Below are 23,599 nucleotides of genomic sequence, written 5' to 3'. Positions count from 1 at the left end.
GGTTACATCAAAATTCGTCACGCCTCCCCTTAATTCCTGTTTAAGCGCGCAAAAATCAACCGCTTGCAGCTCTGGCACACGAGCCCAGCGAGTAATCTATCGGGATTCCGGCCGGCGCGTGATATCGAAGAAATCGCCCGCAGCTCTCCTACGGGCTCTCCTCCCGAGAGGATGCGTGCAGCTCTTCACTCTCCTCGTCCTCCTGCTCTCTTCCGGTCGCGCGAATATCGACATAGTGCCGCATCTCCGGCGCCTGGCTGTAGAAGGGCTCAAGCATTGACAGCCATTCCGCATAATCGGGGTGGCCTCGAAAGCCGATCAGATGATCCTTGATGCCGGTCCAGCGTACAAAAAACAAATACTCGTCCCTGTTTTCCACACATTTATGCAGTTCATGATCTATGTATCCTTTTTTGGTGATCAGTTTGCCTGAAGCAGCCCGAAAGGCGCTCTCGAATTCACTGGCAAGACCCGGTTTAATATGCAATGTGGCGGTTTGCAGAATCATGATCCATCTCCCCCTGCTTCAGCAGCTGACAGCGCTCGAACTGTACGACTGCCGGTATTTGAATTGATTAGGTCATCCCAGTATATGCTGGTATAATACCTATGAATACCTCAGGTAAGGATGATGACTCAGACATGGCCTTCGGCATATCCAAACAGGAACTGCAGCAGTGGAAGGAGATTGTGGGCCGGGGCGGGATCGCTTTGTTGACTCACTATTGGTTTGATCCGCGCTTTCCGCAATACACCACCGTTACCAAAGTCGGTTGCTCGGATCTGAATCTGCTCACACGCTGGTGTAAAGAGAACGGGCTGGATCCGCGATACATTCACAACAGACAGCCCTACCCGCATTTTGACCTGATCGGTCCGAGACAGGCGGAGCTGCTGCAAAAGTATGCGAACGACCAGCATATCCCGCGCTTCGGACTGACAGAAGTATAATCAATCAACGACCGGACCTCATAAGCGTCCCGATCCGCCCTTGAATAATGGCTGGGGCATCCAGCCATACAGCGACGTCCGGAGCGGAGCCGGTGCCCGTTCTCGGGGACCGGCTCCATGATGGACGGGCACATCGCTCTCGTTACGCTCTAGCCTTTATGATTCATTTTGTTCAGCGCTTTATGAATCCAGATGGCAGCAATCGCTCCGTCGCCCATCGCTGCCGTCGACAGCTCCGAGTGTACCGCCAGATCCCCTGCGACCCACAGATTGTTCACACTGGTCTGTTTCGAGCGCGGATCCGCCTTCACATGACGGTTGTGCTCCAGCTCCGCCCCAAGCTTGGCCGCAAGATCCGAATGAATTGTATTCCCGCCAAAAGCGATGAACCCCCGCTCCGCAGATAGGGCCTGCTGATCACTCAGCAGCAGGCCGGATATGATTCCATCTTCGCTGCACTGCACCTCAGCTATCGGCTTCTCGATATATGGGATGCCAAGCTCGGACAGCTTTGTCATCGTTTCCGGCTCTGGCTGAACGCCCTCGTGATTCACGTACATGATGTCCTGTGTCCGCTCATGCAGCAGCACCGCCATGGAAGCGCCCGGCTCCCCTGAGCCGATCACAACCGTTTTGCGATTCTGAATCTCATAGCCGTCACAGTCCGGGCACACATATACAGAACGTCCGAGAGTTGGCACTAGACCCGGCAGCTCCGGATAACGATCTGTGACCCCCGTTGCCATCAACAAGGTTTTGGCCTCATAACGGTTCCCGCTTGCGCCTCGAAGCCGGAATCCGCTCTCCATCTTCTCCGCATCCTCAATCGTATCTTGGACGAACTGAACGCCATAGGAGGCCGCATGATCTCGGCCAAGGCGCCGCAGCGTCTCTCCCGCCACCCCGTCAGGCCAGCCCAAAATGTTATGATAGCCTTGGCATAGCGTCGATCTCCCCGTTCCTTTGTCGATCACCAGTACCCGATGCACTGAATAGCGGCCTAATTGAATGGCGGCCTGCAAACCGGCGATCCCGCCGCCGATGATGATGCAATCTTCCATGGCTGTTCCCTCCTGGCTTTGGTTTGTGCTGGCTTGCTGCTCCGGATTCCGGCAGCGCCGCTGCCATTTTACGCATTCCGTATCTGCAATACCAGGCTGCTCTTATGCAAGAGTCCCATTTAATATTTAACCAATCGGCGGGAATTACTCGGTTATAAATCCCGAATTATGATCCATTCATGAAAGAATCGCCTCATATGACAGCACAAAAAAACGGCCCAGGAGATAACTCCTGAACCGTTTGGAAAGCAGCAGCATCCCCCCCCGCTTTCCTCATTCCATTCGTTACAGCAGCAGCTGACCGGCCACTGCCCCTGCCAATACGACCAGCCACGGCGGGCACTTCCAGAACATCAGCATCCCGAACAGCCCTGCCCCAATGACAAATTCAACCGGAGAATGAATCGAGGACGTCCAGATCGGGTGATACAGCGCAGCGAACAGAATGCCGACCACCGCCGCATTCATCCCTGTCAGCATCCCTTGAAGCTTGGCGTTCCGGCGCATGCCGTTCCAGAATGGCAGGGCGCCCACGATCAGCAGAAAACCGGGGAGGAAGATGGCAAGTGTCGCCACAATCCCGCCGGCAATGCCGTTGATCATCATGCCGAGATAGGCCGCAAAGGTGAAGAGCGGCCCAGGTACGGCCTGTGTCGCCCCGTATCCGGTCAGAAACTCCTCCCGGCTCAGCCAGCCGTTGGCCAGCGTTTCGCTTTCCAGCAGAGGCAGAACGACGTGTCCACCCCCGAATACGAGGGAGCCTGCCCGGTAGAAGCTGTCCACAATGGCAATCCATTCATTATTTGTCATGCCGCTTACAATCGGCAGTCCAACCAGCAACACAGCGAATAGCCCGAGGCAGAAGATGGCGGTCCTGCGGCTAATAATGGCAGGCAGGTCAGGTTTCCCCTCTTTCGCCTGCTCTCTTCTGAACAGCCACAGTCCGGCCAAACCTGCGGCCGCAATTGTAATCACTTGAGCAAGCGGACTTTGCCACAGCAGAACAATCGCCATGACGAGAAAGGCAATCCCCGCCCTGACAGGCCCTGTTGCAAGCTTGCCTGCCATGCCGAGCACGGCCTGGGCCACAACGGCCACAGCAACAATCTTCAAGCCTTGAATCCAGCCGGCTGCTCCCGGATCAAACGTATGCATCAGTCCTGCAAAAATCATCAGCACAACGACGGAAGGCAGCGTGAACCCTAGCCAGGCCGCAATGGCTCCCCACATCCCTGCTCTCGTCAGACCTACCCCAATGCCGACCTGACTGCTTGCCGGACCCGGAAGAAACTGAGATAAGGCCACCAGATCGGCATAACTCTCTTCGTCCATCCAGCGTTTTTTCTTGACATAAGTTTGGTGAAAATAACCCAAATGCGCAATCGGTCCACCGAAAGAAGTCAATCCGAGCTTGAGCGCGGTCCAGCCCGCCTCAAATACCGCTCTTCCTTTGCTGATTCGCTCCCCTTGTTCCATTCCTTGCCCGTTGTAATTCGACATCAGCGTAACGCTCCTTTTTCTCTTTTGACAATATACTAGTCCATGAAATCCTCCATTTAGCATATTATAAACAGAAACAACCCATCTACATATTTTTGTTAACGCTATGTAAACTAAATTAGTGCTTTTTATTAACAAACGCCCAGAAGGATGGATCACGCTCTTAACCTACAAAAGACTGCACCTAAACGCGTTGTTAATCCGCGCGGGTGCAGTCTTCCTCGTAGTGTGGCTGTTAACCACCATTCATCCTTTCATCCTGTTCGGCGGGGATCCATATTAATTGTCGCTGACGTAGCCGGGCTTGGCAGCGCCCAGACCGACAACGAGAGACAAGCTCGTGACCACCATCAGCATCATCAACGGCAGGCTCCATCCGGACGTCATATCATGCAGCAGTCCGATCAGCATCGGTCCGACAGCGGCTAACAGATAACCTATGGACTGTGCCATGCCTGACATCGCTGCAGCGCCCTGGGCAGTGCGGGTCCGCAGCGTGAAGAAGATCAGGGACAGGCTGAAGTTGGCGCCGCCTGCAATCCCGACCAGAATCACCCAGAACCAGGTAAGCGAAGTCCATCCGATCAGCAGGCCGCCATACCCGATAAACATCGACACAAGGGACACGGCGAGCAATGTCCGCTGATCCGGGTTTCGCCCGGCCAGAATCGGAATGATGAAGGAGAACGGAATGCTGACAAATTGCATGATCGACAGCATCCAGCCAGCAGTCACCGCCGGAATGCCCTGACTTTGCAAAATTTCCGGCAGCCACGATATGTTGACATAGAACGTAAATGACTGCATGCCCATGAACAGCGTAATACACCAGGCCGTCTTTGAACGAAAAAGCGCTTGCTTGCCGGGGGCATTAGCGACGCTCACCGCTTTGGTTGCTGGCCGATTTCGCCACTGCTGGAACCATAGAACGGCCGCACCAACCGATAGCAGCGACCATATCCCCAGCGAGCCTTGCCATCCGAATCCAAGCTGCACGGCAATCGGGATGCTGACTCCTGATGCCACTGCAGCCATCAGATTGATGGAGGCCGAATAAGCGCCTGTCATCAGGCCGATGCGATGCGGGAAATCCCGCTTCACCAGACTGGGGAGCAGCACATTGCCTGCAGCGATTGCGGAGCCGAGCAGCGCTGTGCCAAGCAGCAGCGTTATCGGGGATGCAATCGATCGCATCCCGATACCGAGTGTCAATACGACCAGGCTGAGGAGCAGTGTAGCCTCCAGGCCCAGCTTGCGCCCAATGGATGGAATGATTGGGGATAATAACGCAAAGGCCAGCAACGGGATGGTCGTCAGCATGCCGGCCATGGTATTGGATATGCCAACACCTTCGCGGATCATGCCGATCAGCGGTCCGACCGACGTTATCGCGGCTCTTAAGTTAATCGCAACGAGAATCATTCCTGCAAACAACAATCCGGTGCTGACCGTATTCGATGATCTTGGGTTGGATTCTCTTGTTGAAGATGAAACCATTTTTGCAAACTCCTCACCAAAAAAATATGTAAAAATTAACTCATCAGATTTTAACATATGACATTAAAAAGGACTACCCCCGCTTTCCGAATCTCAGGAGAGCATCAGGGAAGAGGGTACACCTATTGTACCCAAACGGGGGATGCCGAACCCTATAATAATCGATGGAATCAAAAAGGAGGCAAACCTCCGGGCTAAAGTAAAGCCCAAATGTTCGCCTCCTATAATAACTTCAGTAAGGATACGGCTCCATCTCGCATCGTGTCCAGCGTTATCCCAGCACCATACGATCATCGGAGAGCTTCTGACCGCTGATTTGTTCAAATTCACCCAGCAGCTGCTCCACCGTCAATGTCTGCTTCCGCTCCTCGTTCACATCCAGAATGATACGGCCTTTATCCATCATGATCAGACGGTTTCCTAGACGGATCGCCTGCTCCATGTTGTGGGTAACCATTAAAGTTGTCAGCTTCATATCACGGACAATTTCCTCCGTAATCCGGGTGATCAAATCCGCCCGGGCCGGATCAAGCGCCGCCGTATGTTCATCCAGCAGCAAAATTTGCGGCTTGGTGAACGTCGCCATCAGCAGGCTGAGCGCCTGCCGCTCTCCGCCTGACAGCATGCCAACCTTCGCCCGCAGACGATTTTCCAGCCCGATGCCAAGCCGCTCCAGCTGCTCCCGGAAATGCTTCCGCTTCGCAGCGGTAACGCCGATGCTCAAGCCTCGGGATTGTCCCCGCCGGTAAGCCATTGCTAAATTTTCCTCAATCGTCATTTGCGGTGCTGTTCCAGCCATCGGGTCCTGGAAGACCCGGCCGATCCAGCGGCTGCGGCGAAACTCCGGCAGATGGCCCACCGGGCTGCCGTCAATCCGCACCTCGCCGGCATCCGGCTTCATAACGCCGGAAATGATGTTCATCAATGTCGATTTGCCCGCTCCGTTGCTGCCGATCACTGTAACAAAGTCACCTGGCTTCAGATGAAGGTTAATGTTCATGAGCGCAACCTTCTCATCGACCGTTCCGGGGTTAAACAGCTTGGACACCTGTTTCAGTTCCAGCATTATCGCGTCCCCCCTTCTGTCGTTTGCCCGTGCGTGGCGTTTGTCAGTTCGATCGTTCGCCTTCTCGCTTGTGAGCGCTGCTTAAACGCTTTCCGGATCGTAGGGACCACTAGGGCAATGATGACGATAATGGCTGTGATCAGCTTAAGGTCCGATGCTTCCAGCCATCGAATTTCATATGCTGCCGCAACAACGATTCGGTAAATGATCGAACCGCAAATAACGGCCAGCGTTGTCCGAAATACCGAGCCTGTTCCAAGAATCGCTTCCCCGATAATGACCGATGCCAGGCCGATTACGATCATCCCGATACCGGACCCAATGTCGGCAAAGCTGGATTGCTGGGCCACTACAGCCCCGGAGAGCGCCACCAGACCATTGGAGATACAGAGTCCGAGAATCGTCGTATTGTCCGTGTTCGCCCCGAAGCTGCGAATCATCCGTTTGTTATCTCCTGTAGCCCGAAGAGACAGCCCAAGATCGGTCCGGAAGAAAGCATCCAGCAGCAGCTTGCCGATGATGACAATGATCAGCATGACATAGAGCGGGTCCATCGACCCGAAAATTTTGTCCTGCTGACTGAGTGAAATGTTCGGCTTGCCCATGATTCTCATATTGATGGAATACAGGGCAATCATCATGATGATCCCGGACAGCAGGCCGTTGATCTTCCCTTTCGTATGCAACAGGCCTGTACAGATCCCGGCAAGCGCCCCTCCGGCAAACGCACACAAGGTCGCCAGCCACGGATTGATCCCGCTAGTGATCATGACTGCGGCAATCGCGCCGCCTGTGGTAAAGCTCCCATCGACCGTCAAGTCAGGGAAATCCAAAATTCGAAATGTAATATATACTCCTAACGCCATTAAAGCGTATAACAGTCCCAATTCAATCGGACCATCCAGCCGGCTCAGAAAATCCAGCATGTATTGACCTCCTTCAGCATTAAGCAAGGCGCGGGCTGTTCACTCCGCGCCTTGGCGTTACTCGATGATGTTGTTTTCCGGATCTTTAACTTCCTCTTTCATGGCATCGGTCACTTCAATGCCATAATCAGCCGCAGCCCCAAGGTTCAGGATCAGATCCAGCTTATCCGGTACGGTAATTTCCATCTCGCCCGGATTTTTGCCATCCTTCAAAATTTCAACCGCCATCTGGCCTACTTGATAACCATGATCGTAGTATTTGAAGCCGACAGTCGCGAAGGCTCCCTTCTCCACCGTGTCACGGTCACTGGAGAAGAACGGGATCTGGTTGGCTTTGGCTGTTTCGATAATCGTATCCACACCACTGACAACATTGTTATCAAGGGTAATAAAGAACGCATCTACCTTGCCTACGAGCGATTCAGCGGCCTGCTTTACTTCCGACGTATTCGTGACCGCGGCTTTCACCATTTCAATCCCATGCTCGCTGAGCGCCTCTTCAGCCGTTCTTGCCATCACGACTGCATTCGGTTCCCCTTCGTTAATGATCAGACCCACGGTCTTCACATCCGGGAAATGGGTGCTCACAAAGCGCATCAGCTGCTTCGTAGCTTCAGGGTTCGTGTCCGAAGCTCCGGAAATATTGCCGCCAGGCTGCTTCAGGTCATTGACCAGCTTGGAATCAAGCGGATCGGTAACGGCTGCAAACAGAATCGGCTTCTCCTTCACGTTCTCGGCCACAGCTTGCGCGGAAGGCGTTGCAATCGCAATGACGAGATCCGCTTTCGTATTTCCCAGCTTCTGGCCGATGGACAAGTTGTTGCCCGGATCGCCTTGTGCATTGTTATAGTCAATGCTTAATGTGTTGTCTTCTTCGGAAATACCAGCTTCCTTCAGCGCCGCCAGAATCCCCTCTCTTGTCGCGTCCAGCGACGGATGCTCTACATACTGGGAAAAGGCAATGCTGTAGGATGTTGTCTCCGCCTGTTCACCGGAACCGGTGCCCGGCATTTCGCTCGGCTCTGTATTATTGCTATTGTTGCCGCAGCCTGCCGCGACCAGCAGCAATGCGGACAAGGCCATGGACAGCCACATTTTTCTCTTCAAAAGAATAACCCCTCTCTCTACTTGATAAACCGTTCGTTTCGACTAAAAGCGACAACGCTTCCCCGCTTTTACCGGAAAAAGCATTAAAGTAAAAATAAATATTGTTCCAATTGAACAATTTGAACAACGGTCTATTATGAATATATTATATGCTGCTCCCCCGTTTCGTCAATCCGGATTTCCGGCAAATGATGACAAACTTTCTATACATTTAAATTGACTAAGTGGGCTCAATTCACTACAATTCTATAAGTATACCTAATTTTCAATCCAATGAGTAATTTCCAATATAGAATAGGTGGTAAAAACCATGGCTGAACAATCGTACCAAATTCTTCTGTACTATAAATTCGTGCACATCCCCGATCCGGAAGCGTTCAAGGATGAGCATCTTCAATACTGCAAGGAACTCGGGCTTAAAGGCCGTATTCTCGTCGCCTCCGAGGGCATTAACGGCACCGTGTCCGGCACCATCGAGCAGACCGAGCAGTATATGCGCGACATGAAAGCAAACCCGCTGTTTGCTGACATGGTATTTAAAGTCGATCCTTCGGAAGGCCACGCTTTCCGCAAAATGTTCGTCCGTCACCGTCAGGAGCTGGTCACATTTCGTGTCGAGGACGAGCTCGATCCGAACGAAATCAGCGGCAAGCGCTTGGCGCCGAAGGAATTCTACGAATATTTGCAGCGCGATGACGTCATCGTGCTTGACGGCCGCAATGACTATGAGTATGATATCGGACACTTCCGCAATGCGATTCGTCCGGATGTACAGTCGTTCCGCGAGTTTCCGGAGTGGATTCGGGAAAACCTGAGCGAACACAAGGATAAAACGATCCTCACCTACTGCACGGGCGGCATTCGCTGCGAGAAGCTGACCGGCTTCATGATCAAGGAAGGCTTTCAGGACGTGGCCCAGCTTGACGGGGGCATCGTCACCTACGGCAAGGACCCTGAGGTGCAGGGACGCCTGTTCGACGGGAAATGCTATGTGTTCGACGAGCGGATCTCGGTTCCGATCAACCAGACTGACGAGGATGTCATTGTAGGCAAATGCCATCACTGCGGCAAAGCGGAAGACCGCTACATCAACTGTGACAACGATGCCTGCCATCTTCAGCACATCTGCTGCGAGGAGTGCGAAGAGCTGCATCATGCCTGCTGCTCCAAGGAATGCGAGGAGATTGTGTTGGCAGGCCACAACGCCTCCTGATCGACAGAAGCTAACCGGTAACGCCAATAATATTATGCGAGATACGGACGATCGTTCCGTGTTCTCGCATTTTTTACTTTATTGGCCATGTGCATAAGAAAAGAAGCCGCAAGCGTCACTAGCTTGACGCACACGGCCCCTCTTCCTCATCTATGACACATCCCTTCCGGAATGCTTACATACCGTAGACCGCCAGCTCTTCTTCAATCGCTGCCTTGATCTTCTCGATGCATTCTTCGGTCGATTTACCAAATACACGCTTCCCGTTGACGAGCGCGTAGGGACGCAGCTTGCACAGGCCGCACAGATTCATGCAATCCGCGCGCAGGACTGCGATTTCGGGATACAAGTCCTCCAAATGCTCCAGCTCCAAAGCACTCATCAAGTTGCTGTCGCAGATCTCGACCACGACAATGCCCATCCTGATCACCACAATCCTCTATATAAAAATATGAATTCATTATGGGGAACTTGCGGTGATTTGTCAAATCCGGAAGCCTCGCAGTCCGACTAATGGATCAGCGATTCAGCGCCATCCACATAGATTTCCGAGCCGGTTATATGATCGGAATCATCCGAAGCCAGGAACAGCACCAGTTTCGCGACTTGGGACGGCTGTCCCGGACCGTGGGCGAGCGGCTGATCGCCTTCGGGATACTCAATCGGAACCCGGATCTCCTTCACCTCCGGTTTGATCATCGTATTGGCGCTAATGTTCGTGCTGATGGCGCCCGGACAGATCGCGTTGACACGAATTTTGTAACGGGCGAGCTCCAGCGCAGCCATCTTCATGAAAGCAACCTGCCCCGCCTTGGTTGTGCTGTAGGCAGAGAAGCCAAAGTTGGTGAACACGCGGTTGCCGTTGATTGAGCTGGTGATGATGATGCTCCCGCCTCTTGATTTCAAGTGAGGAATCGCATGCTTGATAGTAAGAAAGGTGCCCCGCAGATTCGTGTTCATGGTGGCATCCCATTCCTCGTCCTCCATCGTCTCGATCGGCGCGATCACGCCGTTAATCCCTGCATTGGCAAACACAATATCGATGACGCCCCATTCTCTGGCAGCAAGCTGCAAGCATTCAGACACCGCGGCTCCATCCGAAATATCGCATTGACCCGTTAACGCCTCGCCGCCCGCCTCCTCGATCAGGCTGCGGACCTTCTGAATGCCTTCAGTTTCCTTGTCGATCAGCAGCACCTTGGCTCCATGCTCTGCCATCAGAAGGGCTGCGGCACGACCGATCCCGGACCCGGCTCCTGTAATGACTGCGACTTTACCATTCAATCGTTTGTGCATCAAGTGCCACCCCCTTCTAAAGTTCGCTTGCTCTGTTTATAACATAACCCGTTCGCTTCCGCTCTGAATCGTGTTCCTGTTGCGATAAGCGAGGAAAAAGAAGCTGCTCTGCAAGTACAGCATGCAGAACAGCTCCTGATGAAGAACACATCATTGGGTTGGTTAAAATACGACCGGCTTCACACATACCGGCTTGTCCCGGGTAACCGTATGCCCGCTCGGAGCGAGCAATCCGTCATCCGGATTAACAGTGAACAGCACCAGATTGTTGCCATCACGATTCGCAGCCACCAGAAATTTGCCGCCAGGCATCAAGCTGAAATGCCTTGGATGCCCTCCCCCGGTCGGCATATATTGCAGCGGGGTCAGCTTGCCTGTGTTCTGGTCAACCCGATACACAACGATGCTGTCATGCCCCCGATTGGAGCCATACAGCGTCTTCCCGTCCGTTGATATAGCAATCTCGGCACAGTAGCTCTCGCCTTCATAATCGGGCGGCAATGTGGATACCGTCTCCACCGTTTCCAGACTTCCCTGATCACGGTTGTATCGCAGCACCGTTACGGTAGAGTCAAGCTCATTGATGACATAAGCATAGACCCCGCGCGGATGAAAGGTCAAATGCCGTGGTCCGGCCCCCTGTGCCAGCTGGGTTTCTCCGTGGAAGCTCAGCTTCTTTGCATCGGCATCCACCGTGTAGGCCATAATTTTGTCCAAACCGAGGTCCTGCACAAACAGGTACTGCTCATCCGGACTGTAAAAGGCGGAATGCGCCCGAGGCTGCTGTCCGTCCGCGACCTGCACAAGCTCCGCATGACGCTTCTCATCCAGAAGCGGCCCCGGAGTGCCGTCATCCTGGATGGCATGAAGCCCGATCAAGCCGCCATGATAACTCGATACAATTAGAAATTTGCTCTCTGCATCCCGCTGGATATGGCAGGTTGAACTGCCGACACTTTGTACCCGGCTGAGCTCCTGCAGCTTCCCAAGCTCCGGATCGACCGCAAACGTTACAATTTCAGCTGCCTTCTGACCCTGTACCGAAATTTCGCCAATGGCATACAATCGGCGTGCAGAAATATCCACATTCAGAAAAGTCGGATTTTTAATGCCGGATGCCTCGTCCAGCAGCTTTAATTCGCCGCGCTCCTGGTGGAACTGATACACCCCGATCCCCGGGCTGTCCTTCTCGGCATAGGATCCGGTAAACAATAAGGTTTGATGTGAATTTGAAATCGTCATTATGTATCTCCTTTCTCATCCATCCGTGCAATGAGATATGTTAAACCTTTAAATTCCATGTTAACGATAACCCCATCGAAAATCAAATGCTAAGCTACCTTGCTCCCGTTTATTTTTCGTGGAACCGGGTATGTATACTCTACATCATCCTGAAGGAGGTATGTATCATGAAGCAACCAAGCAGTGATGAAGCCAGAAATCGTCAATATACGGATAATGATTCGCAGGAGCAGCGGGATAAGGTAAATAAGCATCAGGACGTGGAGCCCCAGGCGGAGAACTGGAATCCTCGCGACCTCGAGCCGCAGAAGACCAAGAGTAAAGAAAAGTCCCGCTAAGCTCCCGGCCGACCTCTCTGCTAACCCCTCCCCATTTTAGGGGAGATGCAAATACGCATAGGAGAAACAACCGGAGCTGGCTGGAGTGCAGCACAAAAAAGGCAGGTGCTATGGAAATCCATAGACCTGCCTTTGTTATGTTCGCACAAGTTCGATCCTTGCTTACCCTTCAAGCAGCAGCGATTCCGGATCTTCCAGAAGCTGTTTGACGGTGACAAGGAAGCTTACAGCCTCAGCACCATCTACAATCCGGTGGTCATAAGACAAGGCAATGTACATCATCGGACGGTTTTCCATCCGCTCCTCGTCAATGGCAACCGGACGCAGCTGGATTTTGTGCATCCCGAGAATACCGACCTGCGGGGTATTCAGAATTGGTGTCGAGAGCAGCGATCCGAACACGCCGCCGTTCGTAATCGTGAACGTGCCGCCTTGAAGCTCGGACAGCGACAGCGAGTTGTTGCGGGCTTTGCCTGCCAGATTCACGATCTCTTTCTCAATCTCTGCAAAGCCAAGGCGATCCGCATCACGCACGACCGGCACCACAAGACCTTCCTTCGCCGAGACGGCAATACCGATATCATAGAACTTCTTCACAATAATATCTTCGCCGTCGATTTCCGCGTTCAACAGCGGGAATTTCTTCAGCGCGCCCACTACCGCTTTAGTGAAGAAGGACATAAAGCCGAGGTTGACTTCAAACTTCTCTTTGAACGAATCCTTTCTCCGTTTGCGGAGATCCAGAATGGCGCTCATGTCAACTTCGTTAAAGGTAGTAAGCATCGCTGCCGTATGCTGGGCCTCGACCAGACGATTGGCAATCGTCTGACGGCGGCGCGACATTCTGACACGCTCAACAGGCTTGGTGAATTCGGCAGGAGCAGCAGGAGCTGGGGCTGCCGCAGCCGGGGAAGCCGGCTTCGAAGCGCTGGCTGCACCCGCTTGATGGTTCTTCACGTCATCATGATAGATGCGACCGATCGGGTCGCGGCCCTGTACCTGTTCCAGATCAATCCCGCGCTCGCGTGCAAGCTTGCGTGCCGAAGGCGAAGCGGTTGTGCCTGAAGCATCTCCGCTGTCCACCGGTGCCGGCGCTGGTGGTTTCACAGCTTCCGCTGCCGGAGCAGCCTCTGACTTCGCCGGAGCTGGCTCCTCTGCCTTCGGAGCCGGAGCCGACTTCGTTACGCCTTCTTGCGCAGCGATTTGTCCAATCACTTCGCCAATGGTGACATTCTCACCTTCCTGACGAAGGATTTTCTCCACAACCCCTTCCGCTTCCGCGCTGATTTCCAGATTGACCTTATCCGTTTCTAACTCGAGCAGCACATCACCGACACTTACAGCATCTCCTTCTTTGACATGCCATTTAAATATCGTTCCTTCGGTGATGGACTCGCCCATAGCTGGTACAGTAATTTCGCTCACAGCCGCTACCTCCCCAATGAGATCTGTTGATTAATGGTTTTTCGATTAAGGGCAAAAGAAATGATCGTCTGTTGCTCGTATGCATGCACATCCTGATAGCCGCTCGCAGGACTGGAGCGCTCCGGACGTCCGTTATAGCGGACTTCGACTCCCTGAGGCGCAATTTCGCGAATTCTCGGCTCCATGAAGAACCATGAACCCATATTCTGAGGCTCTTCCTGAACCCACAGAATTTCCTTCAGATTCGGGAACTTCTGCAGCACGCGGGAAATCTCCTCTTTCGGGAACGGATACAGCTGCTCAACCCGCAGAATATGAAGCCAGGACTGATCTTCATCCTTCTGTTTATCCAGCGCATCCTCCAGATCGATTGCCACTTTCCCGGAGCACAGAATCAGACGCTCTACCTTTTTCGGATTATTGCCAAGTCCCGGCTGCTCCAACACCTTCTGGAAGCCGCCTTCACTGAAGGCATGGACCGGCGATGCCACCCGCGGGTTGCGGATCAAACTTTTCGGTGCCATCAGCACAAGCGGACGAGCGTCCTCTGTATTCGTGATGGCAGCCTGACGGCGAAGCAGGTGGAAATATTGAGCCGCGCTCGACAAATTCGCAACAACCCAGTTATCCTCGCCGCTCAGCTGCAGGAAACGCTCCAATCTCGCACTGGAGTGCTCCGGGCCATTACCTTCATAGCCGTGAGGGAGCAGCATGACCAGGCTCGATTTCTGTCTCCACTTCGAACGTCCCGCAGAGATGAACTGGTCAATGATAACCTGGGCGCAGTTGACGAAGTCGCCGTACTGGGCTTCCCAAATGACCAAGGTCTCCGGTGAGTACACATTGTAGCCATACTCGAATCCGAGAACCGCCTCTTCCGTCAGCGGGCTGTTGTGAATGGCAAACGATGCCTTCGCCTGCGGCAGACGGTGCAGCGGGCAGAAGGTGCTGCCGTTCACCGAATCATGAAGCACCAGATTCCGGTGCGCGAAGGTCGCGCGCTCCGCGTCCTGGCCCGTAATCCGGATCGGCTTGCCGTCGGACAGGATGGTGGCGAAAGCCAGCGTTTCCGCATGCCCCCAGTCCACCTTCTCGCCTTCATTCAGGGCGCCGCTGCGCCGTTCCAGAATCCGCTTCAGCTTCGGATACACCGTGAAGCCTTCCGGCCATTTCAGCAGCTCACGGTTGATTCCGCGCAAGCTTTCAGCCGAGATGTTCGTGGCTGGCTCCGGACGGCTCTTGCCGTCGCTGGCGTTCAGTTCGAGCAGAGCGGAATCCGAGAGCTCCTTCGACTTCACATTGTCGTATGCATCCTTCAGCACTTGAACAACCTGGTCCTTTAGCTGATCCACTTCTTCCTGGCTCAGCGCCTGCTCATTCACCAGTTTCTTCATATAAATGGTGCTGACCGTCGGATGAGTTTTCACTTTCTGATAGATCAGCGGCTGTGTCGTTTCCGGATCATCGGTTTCGTTGTGACCGTACTTGCGGTAGCCGACGAGATCGATCAGAATGCTCTTCTTGAATTTATTGCGATATTCACTTGCCAGTCGCGCAACGGCAATGCAAGCCTCCGGATCATCCGCATTCACATGAATGATCGGAATCTCGTACCCTTTAGCCAAGTCGCTGGCATAGTGGGTAGAACGGGAATCCTTGCCTTCCGTTGTAAATCCGATCCGGTTATTCACGATGATGTGAATTGCTCCCCCGGTCCGGTAGCCTGGCAGCTTGTTAAAGTTCAACGTCTCGGCAACAACGCCTTCGCCAGGGAAGGCCGAATCGCCGTGAATCTGGATGCTTGCCGCCTTGTTGACATCCTGCTTCGGATATCCCGGCTGGCTCCGATCCTCTTGCGCCGCCCGGGCGAAGCCTTCTACGACCGGATTAACATATTCCAGGTGGCTCGGGTTGTTCGCAAGCGTAATGCGGACATCATGCCCTTCGCCCTTCTTCAGGAAACGGTCTGCGCCAAGATGGTATTTCACATCGCCGGTCCAGCCATAGTTGATGCCCATCGAGCCTTCCGACGGCACCAGATGTTTATTCGGCGAATGCATGAATTCGGAGAAAATTTTGCGGTAGTCCTTGCCCAGCACGTGAGCCAGCACATTCAGACGTCCGCGGTGAGCCATGCCGATCAAGATCGAATCCACATCCACCTCGGCCAGTTCACGCACAATCTCATCCAGCAACGGAACAAGCGCTTCATTCCCCTCGACGGAGAAACGCTTGGCCCCTACGAAGGTCCGGTGCAAAAATTCTTCAAACTGCTCGGCTTCAAGCAGCTTCTTCAGCAGATCCCTGCGCTCTTCCGCAGACAGACTGACCGGGAACCGCCCGGACTCCACCTGATGGTTAAGCCAGTTTCTCTCTTCTTCATCATGGATATGACTGAATTCATATGCGATGGTGCCCGTATATAATTTCAGCAGCCGCTGAACAGCTTCCCAGCCGTTCTTCACATCCCCAGGCGCATTCTCCCACACAATCTCCGCGGGCAGAGCAGCCAAGTCTGCTTGGCTGAGCTGATAAGTTTCCGGTTGAAGCAATCGGGTGTCGGCTTCTTCGCCGATGCCGATCGGATCGATATCCGCGGCAAGATGGCCGTAGGTTCTAATATTCCATACCAGTTTTCCTGCATCCACACTCTTCTTCAGCAAGTTGCGGTCAAGAGGGGCTACTTGTCCCTGCGAATCCGCTTTCTTTTCATTGTTTTCCAAAAATGGAGGCGGTCCCCAGCTAGCAAACAGCTCGCGGTATCCAGGCTCCACTTCATCAGGGTTCTGTAAATATTTCTCGTATTGGTCTTGAATGTACCCCAAGTTCGGACCGTGATATTTCTGCCAGGGCCCTTCTGCCATTCTGTCAAGGGTCTTCATCGCTGACTCCCTCCGTCAGATTATTTTGATAGTACTTGGACGGAATTTCTTTATTAAAATTTAAACGTTTTCTTTACACTCCCATTATAATACACAACCGCATCAGACCGAAAATAACCTTTTTATATAATATTGATCTCGGAAACAGATGGATTTGCGACAAAATATTGACGATTTCGCCTTTCTTCAACATAACTTTTGTATGAGTTTCCATTTCATTCTATTTCCTGAGAAATACCGGGTAATTCAAACCAGTCCAATTGCCTGAGCGGCTCGGGACCGCTGTCCATGCCGAGCAGCTGCAGCAGCTGTTTCGCATTGTCGGAGGCATCGCCGCCGGAATTGTTGTTGAAAATCATCCAGCACTGCCGCACATGCTTAAGCAGCTTGAGCACGTGATCCCGCCACTCTCTAAGCTCTTCATCATTGTAGCGGTACAGGTACCGCACCTCGCGCCAGTTCTCCTGCCCGCCGGAATTCCACCCGTTCATATTGCGGCCGTGTAAACGAATCATCACCGCATCCTCACGGGTCGGCTCAAGGACAGTCGGCACGGAGCCGGCTCCTGCCTGCGGCTCGTCCACGATGCTGTGAATCCAGCCCTCGTCCTGCATGAATGCCAGCGTCTTCTCGCGCATCCCCGGCTCAAACCAGCTTTGATGCCGGAATTCAAGCGCCAGCGGAGCGTCGCCCATCCATTCCCGGGTCCGCTTCAATATTTCAACATGCTTGCGCTCGCATTGAAACCATGGCGGATACTGGAAAAGGACCGCTCGCAGCTTCCCCTTCTCCCTCAGCACCTCCACCGATTGCTTAAACGCATCAAACATCGCCTTTGTGTTCGGGTAATAACTTTTCCCCTTGCCCCGGTCATGTCCGGTCATCCCTTGAAAAGCCTTCACAATAAATCCGAAGCCTTCCGGCGTCTGATCACACCATTTGCCCATCTGCTCCGGAGAGGGAATAGCGTAGAACGAATTGTCCATCTCCACTACCGGAAAATGCCGCGCGTACATCCCCAGCCTATCACCGGCCTTCGCGCCTTCATCGTAAAGCTTGTCATGATCGCCCCAGCCGGACAACCCGATATGTACACGCTGCGCAAGTCCTTCACTCGACATAAGCACTCACTCCATCTGTTCCATAACGGCCAGCGTTTCTATAGAGACGCTACCTCATACTTACCCTGATGTCCCAACTTCAATCTATATCCTACCAGACTTTGAAGCCCAAATAAAACCGCGCCTCAACGGCGCGGTTATTCAGCGGCAATCCATCAATTATTTCGTTCATGGTGTCATAAATAGGACATGCCCCTGAATACAATGGGAACAAACAGTGATCGTACAAGCCTTCGCAGTCTTCGTAATAATAAATGATACGGCAGGTGGATAACGATGAGTTTATTTTTAAGCTACATGCTTCTTGGACTGTCCCTCTCGGCCCCAATCGGCCCGATTAATGCGGCTCAGCTCGACAAAGGAATCAAACGCGGCTTCTGGCATGCGTGGATGTTCGGTATCGGTGCGGTGACGGCGGACATCCTGTACATGGCCATGGTGTATCTCGGCGTTGTCCATTTTCTTGAGACACCGTTCATGCAGACGTTTCTGTGGCTCTTTGGCGCATTTGTACTCATCTATACAGGCATAGAGAGCATCCTGAACTCCAGGACCGTCTCCATCAGCGAGGCCAAGGGGGAAGAGTCGCTGTGGAAATCGGCTGTATCCGGCTTCCTCATGTCCATCTCTAATCCGATGACGATTCTGTTCTGGCTTGGCATTTATGGTTCTGTCCTGGTCAAAACCGCTGCCGACCACGGAACGGGCGATCTGATGCTCTACAGCCTGGCGGTCATTCTCGGCGTCATTGTTTGGGACTTCTTCATGGCAACGCTGTCCAGCACCTTCCGCAAGTTTCTGAGCGACGGCGCGCTTGCCCTGATCTCCATTCTGTCCGGACTATCCCTCGTCGGCTTCGGCATCTACTTTGGAATTCGGGCTGTGTTTGCCCTGTTTGGATAACCCGCTTCATGGCGCTCATCTGACCGGCTTCGGCCGCAGCCTGGAGTCATTGCCATGCTCCTTCTGGCGCTTCTCGGCTTTCCGCCAGATGTACTGCATGATGAGCACCACGATCAAGATGACTGCAGCAAATGCCAGACTGATCCAGAGCCCCGGCCGGCTGGTGTGATGGAAGGCGGTGCCTGCAACGGCCAGCACGATGAGCAGCATTCCTGTATAGCGTTTGATCTGACCCCAGACAGACAGCTTCAGTATTCTTCCGGCGGAGATCAGAATAAACAACCAGTTGTACAGCAGCATCAGTCCTGCGCCTGTCGTCAAAAACTCATAGATTTTCCCCGGCATAATGAGCGACAGAACAATCGATACGATCAGTCCTCCAGCGGTCAATCCAAGCGCGAACACCGGAGTTTTGCGTTTGAATTTCTTTTTGGCGAACAGCTTCGGCGCATCCTTGTCCTCGGACAGCGTCACGAGCATGGTCGTCACCGCATACAACGACGCTACCATGGTGGAGAAGCCGGCCACGATGAGCACCGCATTAAAGATATGAGGGATGAACGGAAGATCGTACGAGCTTAACGCGACCACAAACGGACTTTTCTCCGGTGAAAATTGACGCCATGACACCATCATCAGCGACAGTCCAAGCGAGATCACATACACAATCGAGAGCAGCAGTATCATGACCCGGCCCGATTTCGGCGCTTCCTTCGGATCTTTAAGCCGGATGGCCATCACCCCCATCACCTCGATGCCGCCAAAAGCATAGAAAGCAAAGATGAGGGAGGACCACAGGCCCAGCGCGCCCGTCGGAAACCATTCTCCTGCCGTCGCAGGCACCTTCGGCTGTGTGCCGCCGCTTAGCCAGCCCATCAGAGCCGCAGCGGCAATGACGAGGAACATCACAATCGCCGCCACCTTAATGACAGCAAGCACGTTCTCCAGCCGGTCGAAGCCCTTGTTCCCGATCCAAATGACCAACAATCCGAGGACGGCATAGCCGGCCGCAAATATCCACATCGGAACAGCAGGAAACCAGAAGCGCGAGAAGATCGCGAGCGCCGTCATCTGGCTGCCCATAATAAGCACTTCCGAGCACCAGTACATCCAGCCCGACGAGAAGCCTGCCCAGCGGCCGTAGGCTTTTTTGGCATAGGAACGAAACGATCCTTCACGCGGATCTTCGGCTGTCATGCGTGCCAGCACGTCAAAAACAATGAACGTAGCGATTGCCGCAAGCACAAACGAGATCAGCACGGCCGGTCCGCCCAGCCGAATCCCCAGGCTGGAGCCGAGAAAATAACCGGTTCCAATCGTCGAGGCGACCCCCAGCAGCGCCAGCTGCCACCAGGTCAGCGTATTTTCAGTTCGTTTACGATGTTTAGTATGTTCCACGTTCTGTCCTCCCTACCCGATTCACACACAGAGCGATTTTGTGCACAGTTGAATCTAGTATGAAGGGTTTGCTTCGACATTATGTACACAACTGCCAATTAGTAAATGAACCCGCTGTCTTTCTCTTGTATGTATATATAAAAAGCAGGGCGGAGACTATCGTCTCCGGCCCTGCCGGTTCATGTGTTGCCCTACAGCATTTTTTTGATCTCGTCCTTGATCGACTCGGATTGCGGACCGAACACAACCTGGACTGCGCCTTTGCCAAGTCTCATGACCCCTGATGCGCCAAGCTGCTTCAGCGCTGCATCGTTGACAACCTGATCGTCCTTGACAACGAGGCGAAGGCGGGTAATGCATGCATCCACGGATTCGATGTTGTCAGCGCCCCCGATGTGAGTCAAAATTTTGGCTGCCCTGCTGTCTGTCGAGGCGGTGGCGGTTGAACCAGCTTCCCCGGCATCGCTGTCCATCTCAAATTCATTCGGGTCGTCAGATCGGCCCGGTGTTTTCAGATTGAACATTTGGATAATGAACCGGAACAGGAAGTAGTATACGAGGAAGAAGACAAGACCGACCGGAATGAGAAGCCAGGCATTCGTCGAAAGCTTCATATTGACCAGATAGTCAATCAAGCCTGCCGAAAATGCGAAGCCGAGCTTCACATCCAAGGCGTACATAATGTAACCCGCTACCCCTGTCAAGATTGCATGCACCAGATATAGGATCGGCGCTACGAACATAAAAGTGAACTCCAGCGGTTCGGTGATGCCTGTCAGGAACGCGGCCAGCGCCGAACCCATAAAGATGGAGGCAACAATTTTCTTTTTCCCCGGTTTTGCGGTATGGACAAATGCCAAAGCTGCCCCTGGCAAGGCAAACATCATGATAGGGAAGAAGCCCGTCATGAACATGCCGGCCGATTTGTCTCCGGCGAAGAAGCGGTGCAAGTCACCGTGCACAACTTCACCGGCCGCATTCGTAAAGTCGCCGATTTGAAACCAGGCGATTGCATTGATAACATGATGCAGCCCGATCGGGATCAGCAGGCGGTTGGCAACGCCAAACACAAATGAGCCGATGCCGCCAAGGCCGACCACCCACATGCCGAATGAGCTGATCACTTCCTGGATCGGACTCCAGATCATGCCGATCAATACGGCCAGCACCATCGTGCTCGCCGCTGTAATGATCGGAACAAAACGTTTACCTGCGAAGAAGCCAAGCCAGTCAGGAAGTTTGATATTATGGAATTTCTTGTACAGGTACGCTGACCATATCCCCGCTATAATACCGCCAAGAATCCCCATATTTAGACTGGTATCATCCGGAATCCAACCGAAAGCAGCCGGAGCTGCATCCATCACATTGATCAATACCTGATAAGCAATAAGAGCTGACAGCGCCGCTACGGCATCCCCTGCAAATCCTATCGCTACCCCAATTGCAAAAATAAGCGCCAAATTCCCAAATATCGCTCCTGCCCCTGCATTCAAGAAGGGAGCAAAATACGTGTTCAAGAATCCACCGACTGCTGCCCCGAGATGAAGGTCATTCTCATAATCGATGAGGCCAAAACCTTGCAAAATCCCGGCTGCCGGTAATGTCGCCACAGGAAGCATCAGCGATTTCCCCAGCCTTTGTAACTTGGCTAACATTCAAATCATCCTTTCTCTGATCTAAAATGGTTTATTGTAAAACCGTCTTCAAAATGACGCGTCTCCCTGCCGTCGCAGGCCTGCTGCTCAACTTCAAGCTGATCGTCAATCGTCAGCGGTTTATTACCTGATTGCTGCCCGGCTAGTTGTGGACAAAATTCATAATTATTCCGGCGGTTACGATTATCATCCGGCAAGTGAGCAGGAACTATTCTGCCATGCGAGAAGTGATCCGGAAGAAAAATAGCAGCAAAAAAAGAGCCAAGAAAAGAAACCTGCGTCATCAGGTCCACTTTCCTTGGCTCATGCCCACAACTGGTAACACGCCAATGAATGATATAATGCTGTGTTCAAGCTTAATTCAGCATGTCAATGCTGTCAATACTTATTATAGACTCCTAGTTTTTTACGGTCTTGCTCATACCAGCGCAGCCTATATAGCATATTCTATGCTTTAAGCTCCACATTCAGGACAACATCCTGACCGGCAGCAACATGTCCCGTCTGGCCTTCCACCTTGGAAGCCAGTTCATCCGCATTGGTGACGATGATCGGAGTAATGAGCGGATAGCCCGCATTTCGGATCGCCTCCATATCAAACTCGATCAGCACCTGACCGGCTTTCACCTGATCGCCTGTGTTGACATGGCTTGTATAGCCCTCGCCTTTCAGACCGACGGTGTTGATGCCGATGTGGAACAAATACTGCAGTCCCGTTTGTGCATCTTCGAGCATGACAGCATGCTTGGATTTGATTACATGCGCGACTGTCCCGTCAAAAGGAGCCACCAACCGGCCTTCGGCCGGCTCAATCGCAATGCCCTGTCCCATATGTCCTGCGGCAAAAGCCTCATCAGGCACCTCGGACAGCGGCACCGCCTTTCCTGTCAGCGGAGCTTTGATCTCGATAGGTGAAGCTGCTTTTTTCTTCTTCCATTTTCCAAACATGATGGTTTCCTCCCTTAATGTGGTTTCTTGGGGTCATCTTTAGAGGCTTTCCTTCCCTGAAACAAGCGATACAGATGCATCGCCAGAAAGCAGATCTCTGATTCCGGAACCTCCCGGTTCAAGTCTTGCTTCATATAAGTACCCAGACGCTTGGCCAGTGCATATTCCTTCTTAAATCTGCTGCGAATCTGATCGGCAAACGAATTGTCAACATCCATTGTCTGGTTCATGATCCGGTCCACCGAGAAACGCAAATGCGTCAGCAGCCGGACATAATCCATACTGCTCCGGTTGAACTCGATCTTCCGCTCCTGCTCAATCGTATCGACGAGGCGGCTGACAAGGTTTGAGGCTTTGACAAGCTGTCCGACCGGCACATGGCTGACAGCCGAATAGACATGGTAGGTCAAAAAACCGACTTCATCCTCCGGAACCTCGATGTGAAACGCTTCTTCGATCATTGCGGCCGCTCTGGCGGCAATGTCGTACTCCTTGGGGAAGCTGATTCGGGTTTCCTCAAGAAAAGGATTGATAATGTCCATGCCTTTGCGAATACGAAATACGGTAAACTGGATATGGCTTGGAAGGGCCAGATACACCTTGTTATTTAGCGTGCCCGGAAATTCCTGAGAAATGCTGTTAATGATGCTGTCCGCAACCTCCATGACCAGGGGGTCGAACTCCTCAAGCAGATCATGGAACTGATTCAATTGGTCCCGATCCTCCAGCTTGAAAAGCTTCTCTACGCGGGAGTCATCCAAAGACACCTCATCGCCGATTTTTGTTCCAAAGCCGATGCCCTTGCCAATTATGACATACTCCGAAGCTTTCGCTCCGCCGTGCACCATCACCACATTATTGCCTATGATCCGTACTACTGTATATGTCTCGTCTCCGCGCATGTTCTTCCCCCTTTCCTGTATAGTATGCCTGGATGATGCCATAACCTTATGGACAAGGATCATTTCAGGGAATCCACAACAAAAAGCCAAGAATAAGACACCCGCTAACGGGAATCTCTTCTTGGCTCATGCCCTGTAAAGGTAACACGCCATATAAATAGATAT

The 23,599-nt window shown here is 52.9% G+C and carries 22 protein-coding genes; 4 read left to right on the top strand and 18 right to left on the bottom strand.

The features are described from left to right. Window positions 1-148 precede the first annotated feature (148 nt). Window positions 149-508 (bottom strand): antibiotic biosynthesis monooxygenase family protein, encoded by a 360-nt coding sequence (locus tag CHH75_RS17760; RefSeq protein ID WP_095398812.1) that lies wholly within the window; start codon window positions 506-508, stop codon window positions 149-151. A gap of 134 nt (window positions 509-642) precedes the next feature. On the opposite strand from CHH75_RS17760, the gene CHH75_RS17755 reads away from it, so the two are divergent. Next, the gene (locus tag CHH75_RS17755; RefSeq protein ID WP_095266230.1) at window positions 643-951 is read left to right on the top strand and encodes a hypothetical protein; all 309 of its coding nucleotides are present in this window, start codon (window positions 643-645) and stop codon (window positions 949-951) included. Between the two features lie 149 nt (window positions 952-1,100). Here CHH75_RS17755 and CHH75_RS17750 read toward each other — a convergent pair whose 3' ends face one another. The 6 genes from CHH75_RS17750 to CHH75_RS17725 all read right to left on the bottom strand — a co-directional run bounded on the left by CHH75_RS17750 (window position 1,101) and on the right by CHH75_RS17725 (window position 8,108). Beyond that, the gene (locus CHH75_RS17750; protein ID WP_095398811.1) at window positions 1,101-2,012 is read right to left on the bottom strand and encodes an NAD(P)/FAD-dependent oxidoreductase; all 912 of its coding nucleotides are present in this window, start codon (window positions 2,010-2,012) and stop codon (window positions 1,101-1,103) included. Window positions 2,013-2,297: 285 nt separating this feature from the next. Then, window positions 2,298-3,512: a chromate transporter gene (locus tag CHH75_RS17745; protein WP_095266228.1), complete on the bottom strand. Its 1,215-nt coding sequence runs from the start codon at window positions 3,510-3,512 to the stop codon at window positions 2,298-2,300. Window positions 3,513-3,791: 279 nt separating this feature from the next. Further along, window positions 3,792-5,009 carry a CynX/NimT family MFS transporter gene (locus CHH75_RS17740; protein WP_095266227.1) on the bottom strand — a complete coding sequence of 406 codons (1,218 nt, stop codon included), beginning with the start codon at window positions 5,007-5,009 and terminating at the stop codon, window positions 3,792-3,794. A gap of 271 nt (window positions 5,010-5,280) precedes the next feature. Beyond that, window positions 5,281-6,075: an ABC transporter ATP-binding protein gene (locus CHH75_RS17735; protein WP_095266226.1), complete on the bottom strand. Its 795-nt coding sequence runs from the start codon at window positions 6,073-6,075 to the stop codon at window positions 5,281-5,283. Beyond that, on the bottom strand, window positions 6,075-7,001 hold the full coding sequence (locus CHH75_RS17730) for an ABC transporter permease (protein WP_095266225.1): 927 nt from the start codon (window positions 6,999-7,001) through the stop codon (window positions 6,075-6,077). Before CHH75_RS17730 ends, CHH75_RS17735 begins: the two co-directional genes overlap by 1 nt. A 57-nt stretch (window positions 7,002-7,058) precedes the next feature. Beyond that, window positions 7,059-8,108, bottom strand: coding sequence for an ABC transporter substrate-binding protein (locus tag CHH75_RS17725; RefSeq protein ID WP_095398810.1), 1,050 nt, complete (start codon window positions 8,106-8,108; stop codon window positions 7,059-7,061). A gap of 310 nt (window positions 8,109-8,418) precedes the next feature. Here CHH75_RS17725 and trhO point away from each other — a divergent pair, with 310 nt between their 5' ends. After that, window positions 8,419-9,321, top strand: coding sequence for an oxygen-dependent tRNA uridine(34) hydroxylase TrhO (trhO, locus tag CHH75_RS17720; RefSeq protein ID WP_095398809.1), 903 nt, complete (start codon window positions 8,419-8,421; stop codon window positions 9,319-9,321). A 175-nt stretch (window positions 9,322-9,496) separates the two neighbouring features. Here the strand turns inward: trhO and CHH75_RS17715 are convergent, their stop codons facing one another. The 3 genes from CHH75_RS17715 to CHH75_RS17705 form a co-directional block, all read right to left on the bottom strand. After that, window positions 9,497-9,742, bottom strand: a complete 246-nt coding sequence (locus CHH75_RS17715; RefSeq protein WP_095266222.1) for a YuzB family protein — start codon at window positions 9,740-9,742, stop codon at window positions 9,497-9,499. A gap of 89 nt (window positions 9,743-9,831) precedes the next feature. Further along, entirely contained in the window at window positions 9,832-10,617 is a 786-nt protein-coding gene (locus CHH75_RS17710) for an SDR family oxidoreductase (RefSeq protein ID WP_095398808.1), read from the bottom strand. A 162-nt stretch (window positions 10,618-10,779) separates the two neighbouring features. Further along, on the bottom strand, window positions 10,780-11,859 hold the full coding sequence (locus CHH75_RS17705; protein WP_095398807.1) for a lactonase family protein: 1,080 nt from the start codon (window positions 11,857-11,859) through the stop codon (window positions 10,780-10,782). 167 nt (window positions 11,860-12,026) lie between these two features. Between CHH75_RS17705 and CHH75_RS24930 the strand changes: the two genes are divergently transcribed. Next, a complete protein-coding gene (locus CHH75_RS24930; RefSeq protein ID WP_176475608.1) occupies window positions 12,027-12,197 on the top strand; it encodes a hypothetical protein in 171 nt (56 codons plus the stop codon). 162 nt (window positions 12,198-12,359) lie between these two features. Here CHH75_RS24930 and odhB read toward each other — a convergent pair whose 3' ends face one another. The 3 genes from odhB to CHH75_RS17690 all read right to left on the bottom strand — a co-directional run bounded on the left by odhB (window position 12,360) and on the right by CHH75_RS17690 (window position 17,625). Then, entirely contained in the window at window positions 12,360-13,622 is a 1,263-nt protein-coding gene (gene odhB / locus CHH75_RS17700) for a 2-oxoglutarate dehydrogenase complex dihydrolipoyllysine-residue succinyltransferase (RefSeq protein WP_095398806.1), read from the bottom strand. A 5-nt stretch (window positions 13,623-13,627) separates the two neighbouring features. Beyond that, on the bottom strand, window positions 13,628-16,504 hold the full coding sequence (locus CHH75_RS17695; RefSeq protein WP_095398805.1) for a 2-oxoglutarate dehydrogenase E1 component: 2,877 nt from the start codon (window positions 16,502-16,504) through the stop codon (window positions 13,628-13,630). Window positions 16,505-16,719: 215 nt separating this feature from the next. Then, entirely contained in the window at window positions 16,720-17,625 is a 906-nt protein-coding gene (locus CHH75_RS17690; protein WP_095398804.1) for a DUF72 domain-containing protein, read from the bottom strand. A gap of 276 nt (window positions 17,626-17,901) precedes the next feature. Between CHH75_RS17690 and CHH75_RS17685 the strand changes: the two genes are divergently transcribed. After that, window positions 17,902-18,528 (top strand): LysE family transporter, encoded by a 627-nt coding sequence (locus tag CHH75_RS17685; protein WP_095398803.1) that lies wholly within the window; start codon window positions 17,902-17,904, stop codon window positions 18,526-18,528. 15 nt (window positions 18,529-18,543) lie between these two features. On the opposite strand, the gene CHH75_RS17680 is transcribed toward CHH75_RS17685, so the two are convergent. The 5 genes from CHH75_RS17680 to CHH75_RS17660 all read right to left on the bottom strand — a co-directional run bounded on the left by CHH75_RS17680 (window position 18,544) and on the right by CHH75_RS17660 (window position 23,434). After that, window positions 18,544-19,926, bottom strand: a complete 1,383-nt coding sequence (locus tag CHH75_RS17680; RefSeq protein ID WP_095266215.1) for an amino acid permease — start codon at window positions 19,924-19,926, stop codon at window positions 18,544-18,546. A gap of 191 nt (window positions 19,927-20,117) precedes the next feature. After that, window positions 20,118-21,584 (bottom strand): N-acetylglucosamine-specific PTS transporter subunit IIBC, encoded by a 1,467-nt coding sequence (gene nagE, locus CHH75_RS17675; protein ID WP_095266214.1) that lies wholly within the window; start codon window positions 21,582-21,584, stop codon window positions 20,118-20,120. 5 nt (window positions 21,585-21,589) lie between these two features. Further along, window positions 21,590-21,868, bottom strand: coding sequence for a hypothetical protein (locus CHH75_RS17670; protein ID WP_095398802.1), 279 nt, complete (start codon window positions 21,866-21,868; stop codon window positions 21,590-21,592). A 163-nt stretch (window positions 21,869-22,031) separates the two neighbouring features. Beyond that, on the bottom strand, window positions 22,032-22,532 hold the full coding sequence (locus CHH75_RS17665; RefSeq protein WP_095266212.1) for a PTS sugar transporter subunit IIA: 501 nt from the start codon (window positions 22,530-22,532) through the stop codon (window positions 22,032-22,034). A 14-nt stretch (window positions 22,533-22,546) separates the two neighbouring features. Then, on the bottom strand, window positions 22,547-23,434 hold the full coding sequence (locus CHH75_RS17660; RefSeq protein ID WP_095398801.1) for a BglG family transcription antiterminator: 888 nt from the start codon (window positions 23,432-23,434) through the stop codon (window positions 22,547-22,549). Window positions 23,435-23,599 lie beyond the last annotated feature (165 nt).

Origin of the sequence: Paenibacillus sp. 7541 (assembly GCF_002276395.1) — a bacterium.
Taxonomy (GTDB): Bacteria; Bacillota; Bacilli; order Paenibacillales; family Paenibacillaceae; genus Paenibacillus_AQ; species Paenibacillus_AQ campinasensis.
The sequence above is the reverse complement of the archived record's forward strand: the minus strand, read 5'-3'. Positions and strand labels throughout refer to the sequence as shown.

What these genes read in the sequence shown, in the direction of transcription:
- CHH75_RS17665 (WP_095266212.1), bottom strand. Translation starts at nt 22,532, where the DNA reads ATGTTTGGAAAATGGAAGAAGAAAAAAGCAGCTTCACCTATCGAGATC.
- CHH75_RS17690 (WP_095398804.1), bottom strand. Translation starts at nt 17,625, where the DNA reads ATGTCGAGTGAAGGACTTGCGCAGCGTGTACATATCGGGTTGTCCGGC.
- CHH75_RS17755 (WP_095266230.1), top strand. Translation starts at nt 643, where the DNA reads ATGGCCTTCGGCATATCCAAACAGGAACTGCAGCAGTGGAAGGAGATT.
- CHH75_RS17760 (WP_095398812.1), bottom strand. Translation starts at nt 508, where the DNA reads ATGATTCTGCAAACCGCCACATTGCATATTAAACCGGGTCTTGCCAGT.
- CHH75_RS17685 (WP_095398803.1), top strand. Translation starts at nt 17,902, where the DNA reads ATGAGTTTATTTTTAAGCTACATGCTTCTTGGACTGTCCCTCTCGGCC.
- CHH75_RS17745 (WP_095266228.1), bottom strand. Translation starts at nt 3,512, where the DNA reads ATGTCGAATTACAACGGGCAAGGAATGGAACAAGGGGAGCGAATCAGC.
- CHH75_RS17705 (WP_095398807.1), bottom strand. Translation starts at nt 11,859, where the DNA reads ATGACGATTTCAAATTCACATCAAACCTTATTGTTTACCGGATCCTAT.
- CHH75_RS17735 (WP_095266226.1), bottom strand. Translation starts at nt 6,075, where the DNA reads ATGCTGGAACTGAAACAGGTGTCCAAGCTGTTTAACCCCGGAACGGTC.
- CHH75_RS17710 (WP_095398808.1), bottom strand. Translation starts at nt 10,617, where the DNA reads ATGCACAAACGATTGAATGGTAAAGTCGCAGTCATTACAGGAGCCGGG.
- CHH75_RS17730 (WP_095266225.1), bottom strand. Translation starts at nt 7,001, where the DNA reads ATGCTGGATTTTCTGAGCCGGCTGGATGGTCCGATTGAATTGGGACTG.
- CHH75_RS24930 (WP_176475608.1), top strand. Translation starts at nt 12,027, where the DNA reads ATGAAGCAACCAAGCAGTGATGAAGCCAGAAATCGTCAATATACGGAT.
- CHH75_RS17750 (WP_095398811.1), bottom strand. Translation starts at nt 2,012, where the DNA reads ATGGAAGATTGCATCATCATCGGCGGCGGGATCGCCGGTTTGCAGGCC.
- CHH75_RS17670 (WP_095398802.1), bottom strand. Translation starts at nt 21,868, where the DNA reads ATGACGCAGGTTTCTTTTCTTGGCTCTTTTTTTGCTGCTATTTTTCTT.
- trhO (WP_095398809.1), top strand. Translation starts at nt 8,419, where the DNA reads ATGGCTGAACAATCGTACCAAATTCTTCTGTACTATAAATTCGTGCAC.
- CHH75_RS17695 (WP_095398805.1), bottom strand. Translation starts at nt 16,504, where the DNA reads ATGAAGACCCTTGACAGAATGGCAGAAGGGCCCTGGCAGAAATATCAC.
- CHH75_RS17740 (WP_095266227.1), bottom strand. Translation starts at nt 5,009, where the DNA reads ATGGTTTCATCTTCAACAAGAGAATCCAACCCAAGATCATCGAATACG.
- CHH75_RS17660 (WP_095398801.1), bottom strand. Translation starts at nt 23,434, where the DNA reads ATGCGCGGAGACGAGACATATACAGTAGTACGGATCATAGGCAATAAT.
- nagE (WP_095266214.1), bottom strand. Translation starts at nt 21,584, where the DNA reads ATGTTAGCCAAGTTACAAAGGCTGGGGAAATCGCTGATGCTTCCTGTG.
- CHH75_RS17715 (WP_095266222.1), bottom strand. Translation starts at nt 9,742, where the DNA reads ATGGGCATTGTCGTGGTCGAGATCTGCGACAGCAACTTGATGAGTGCT.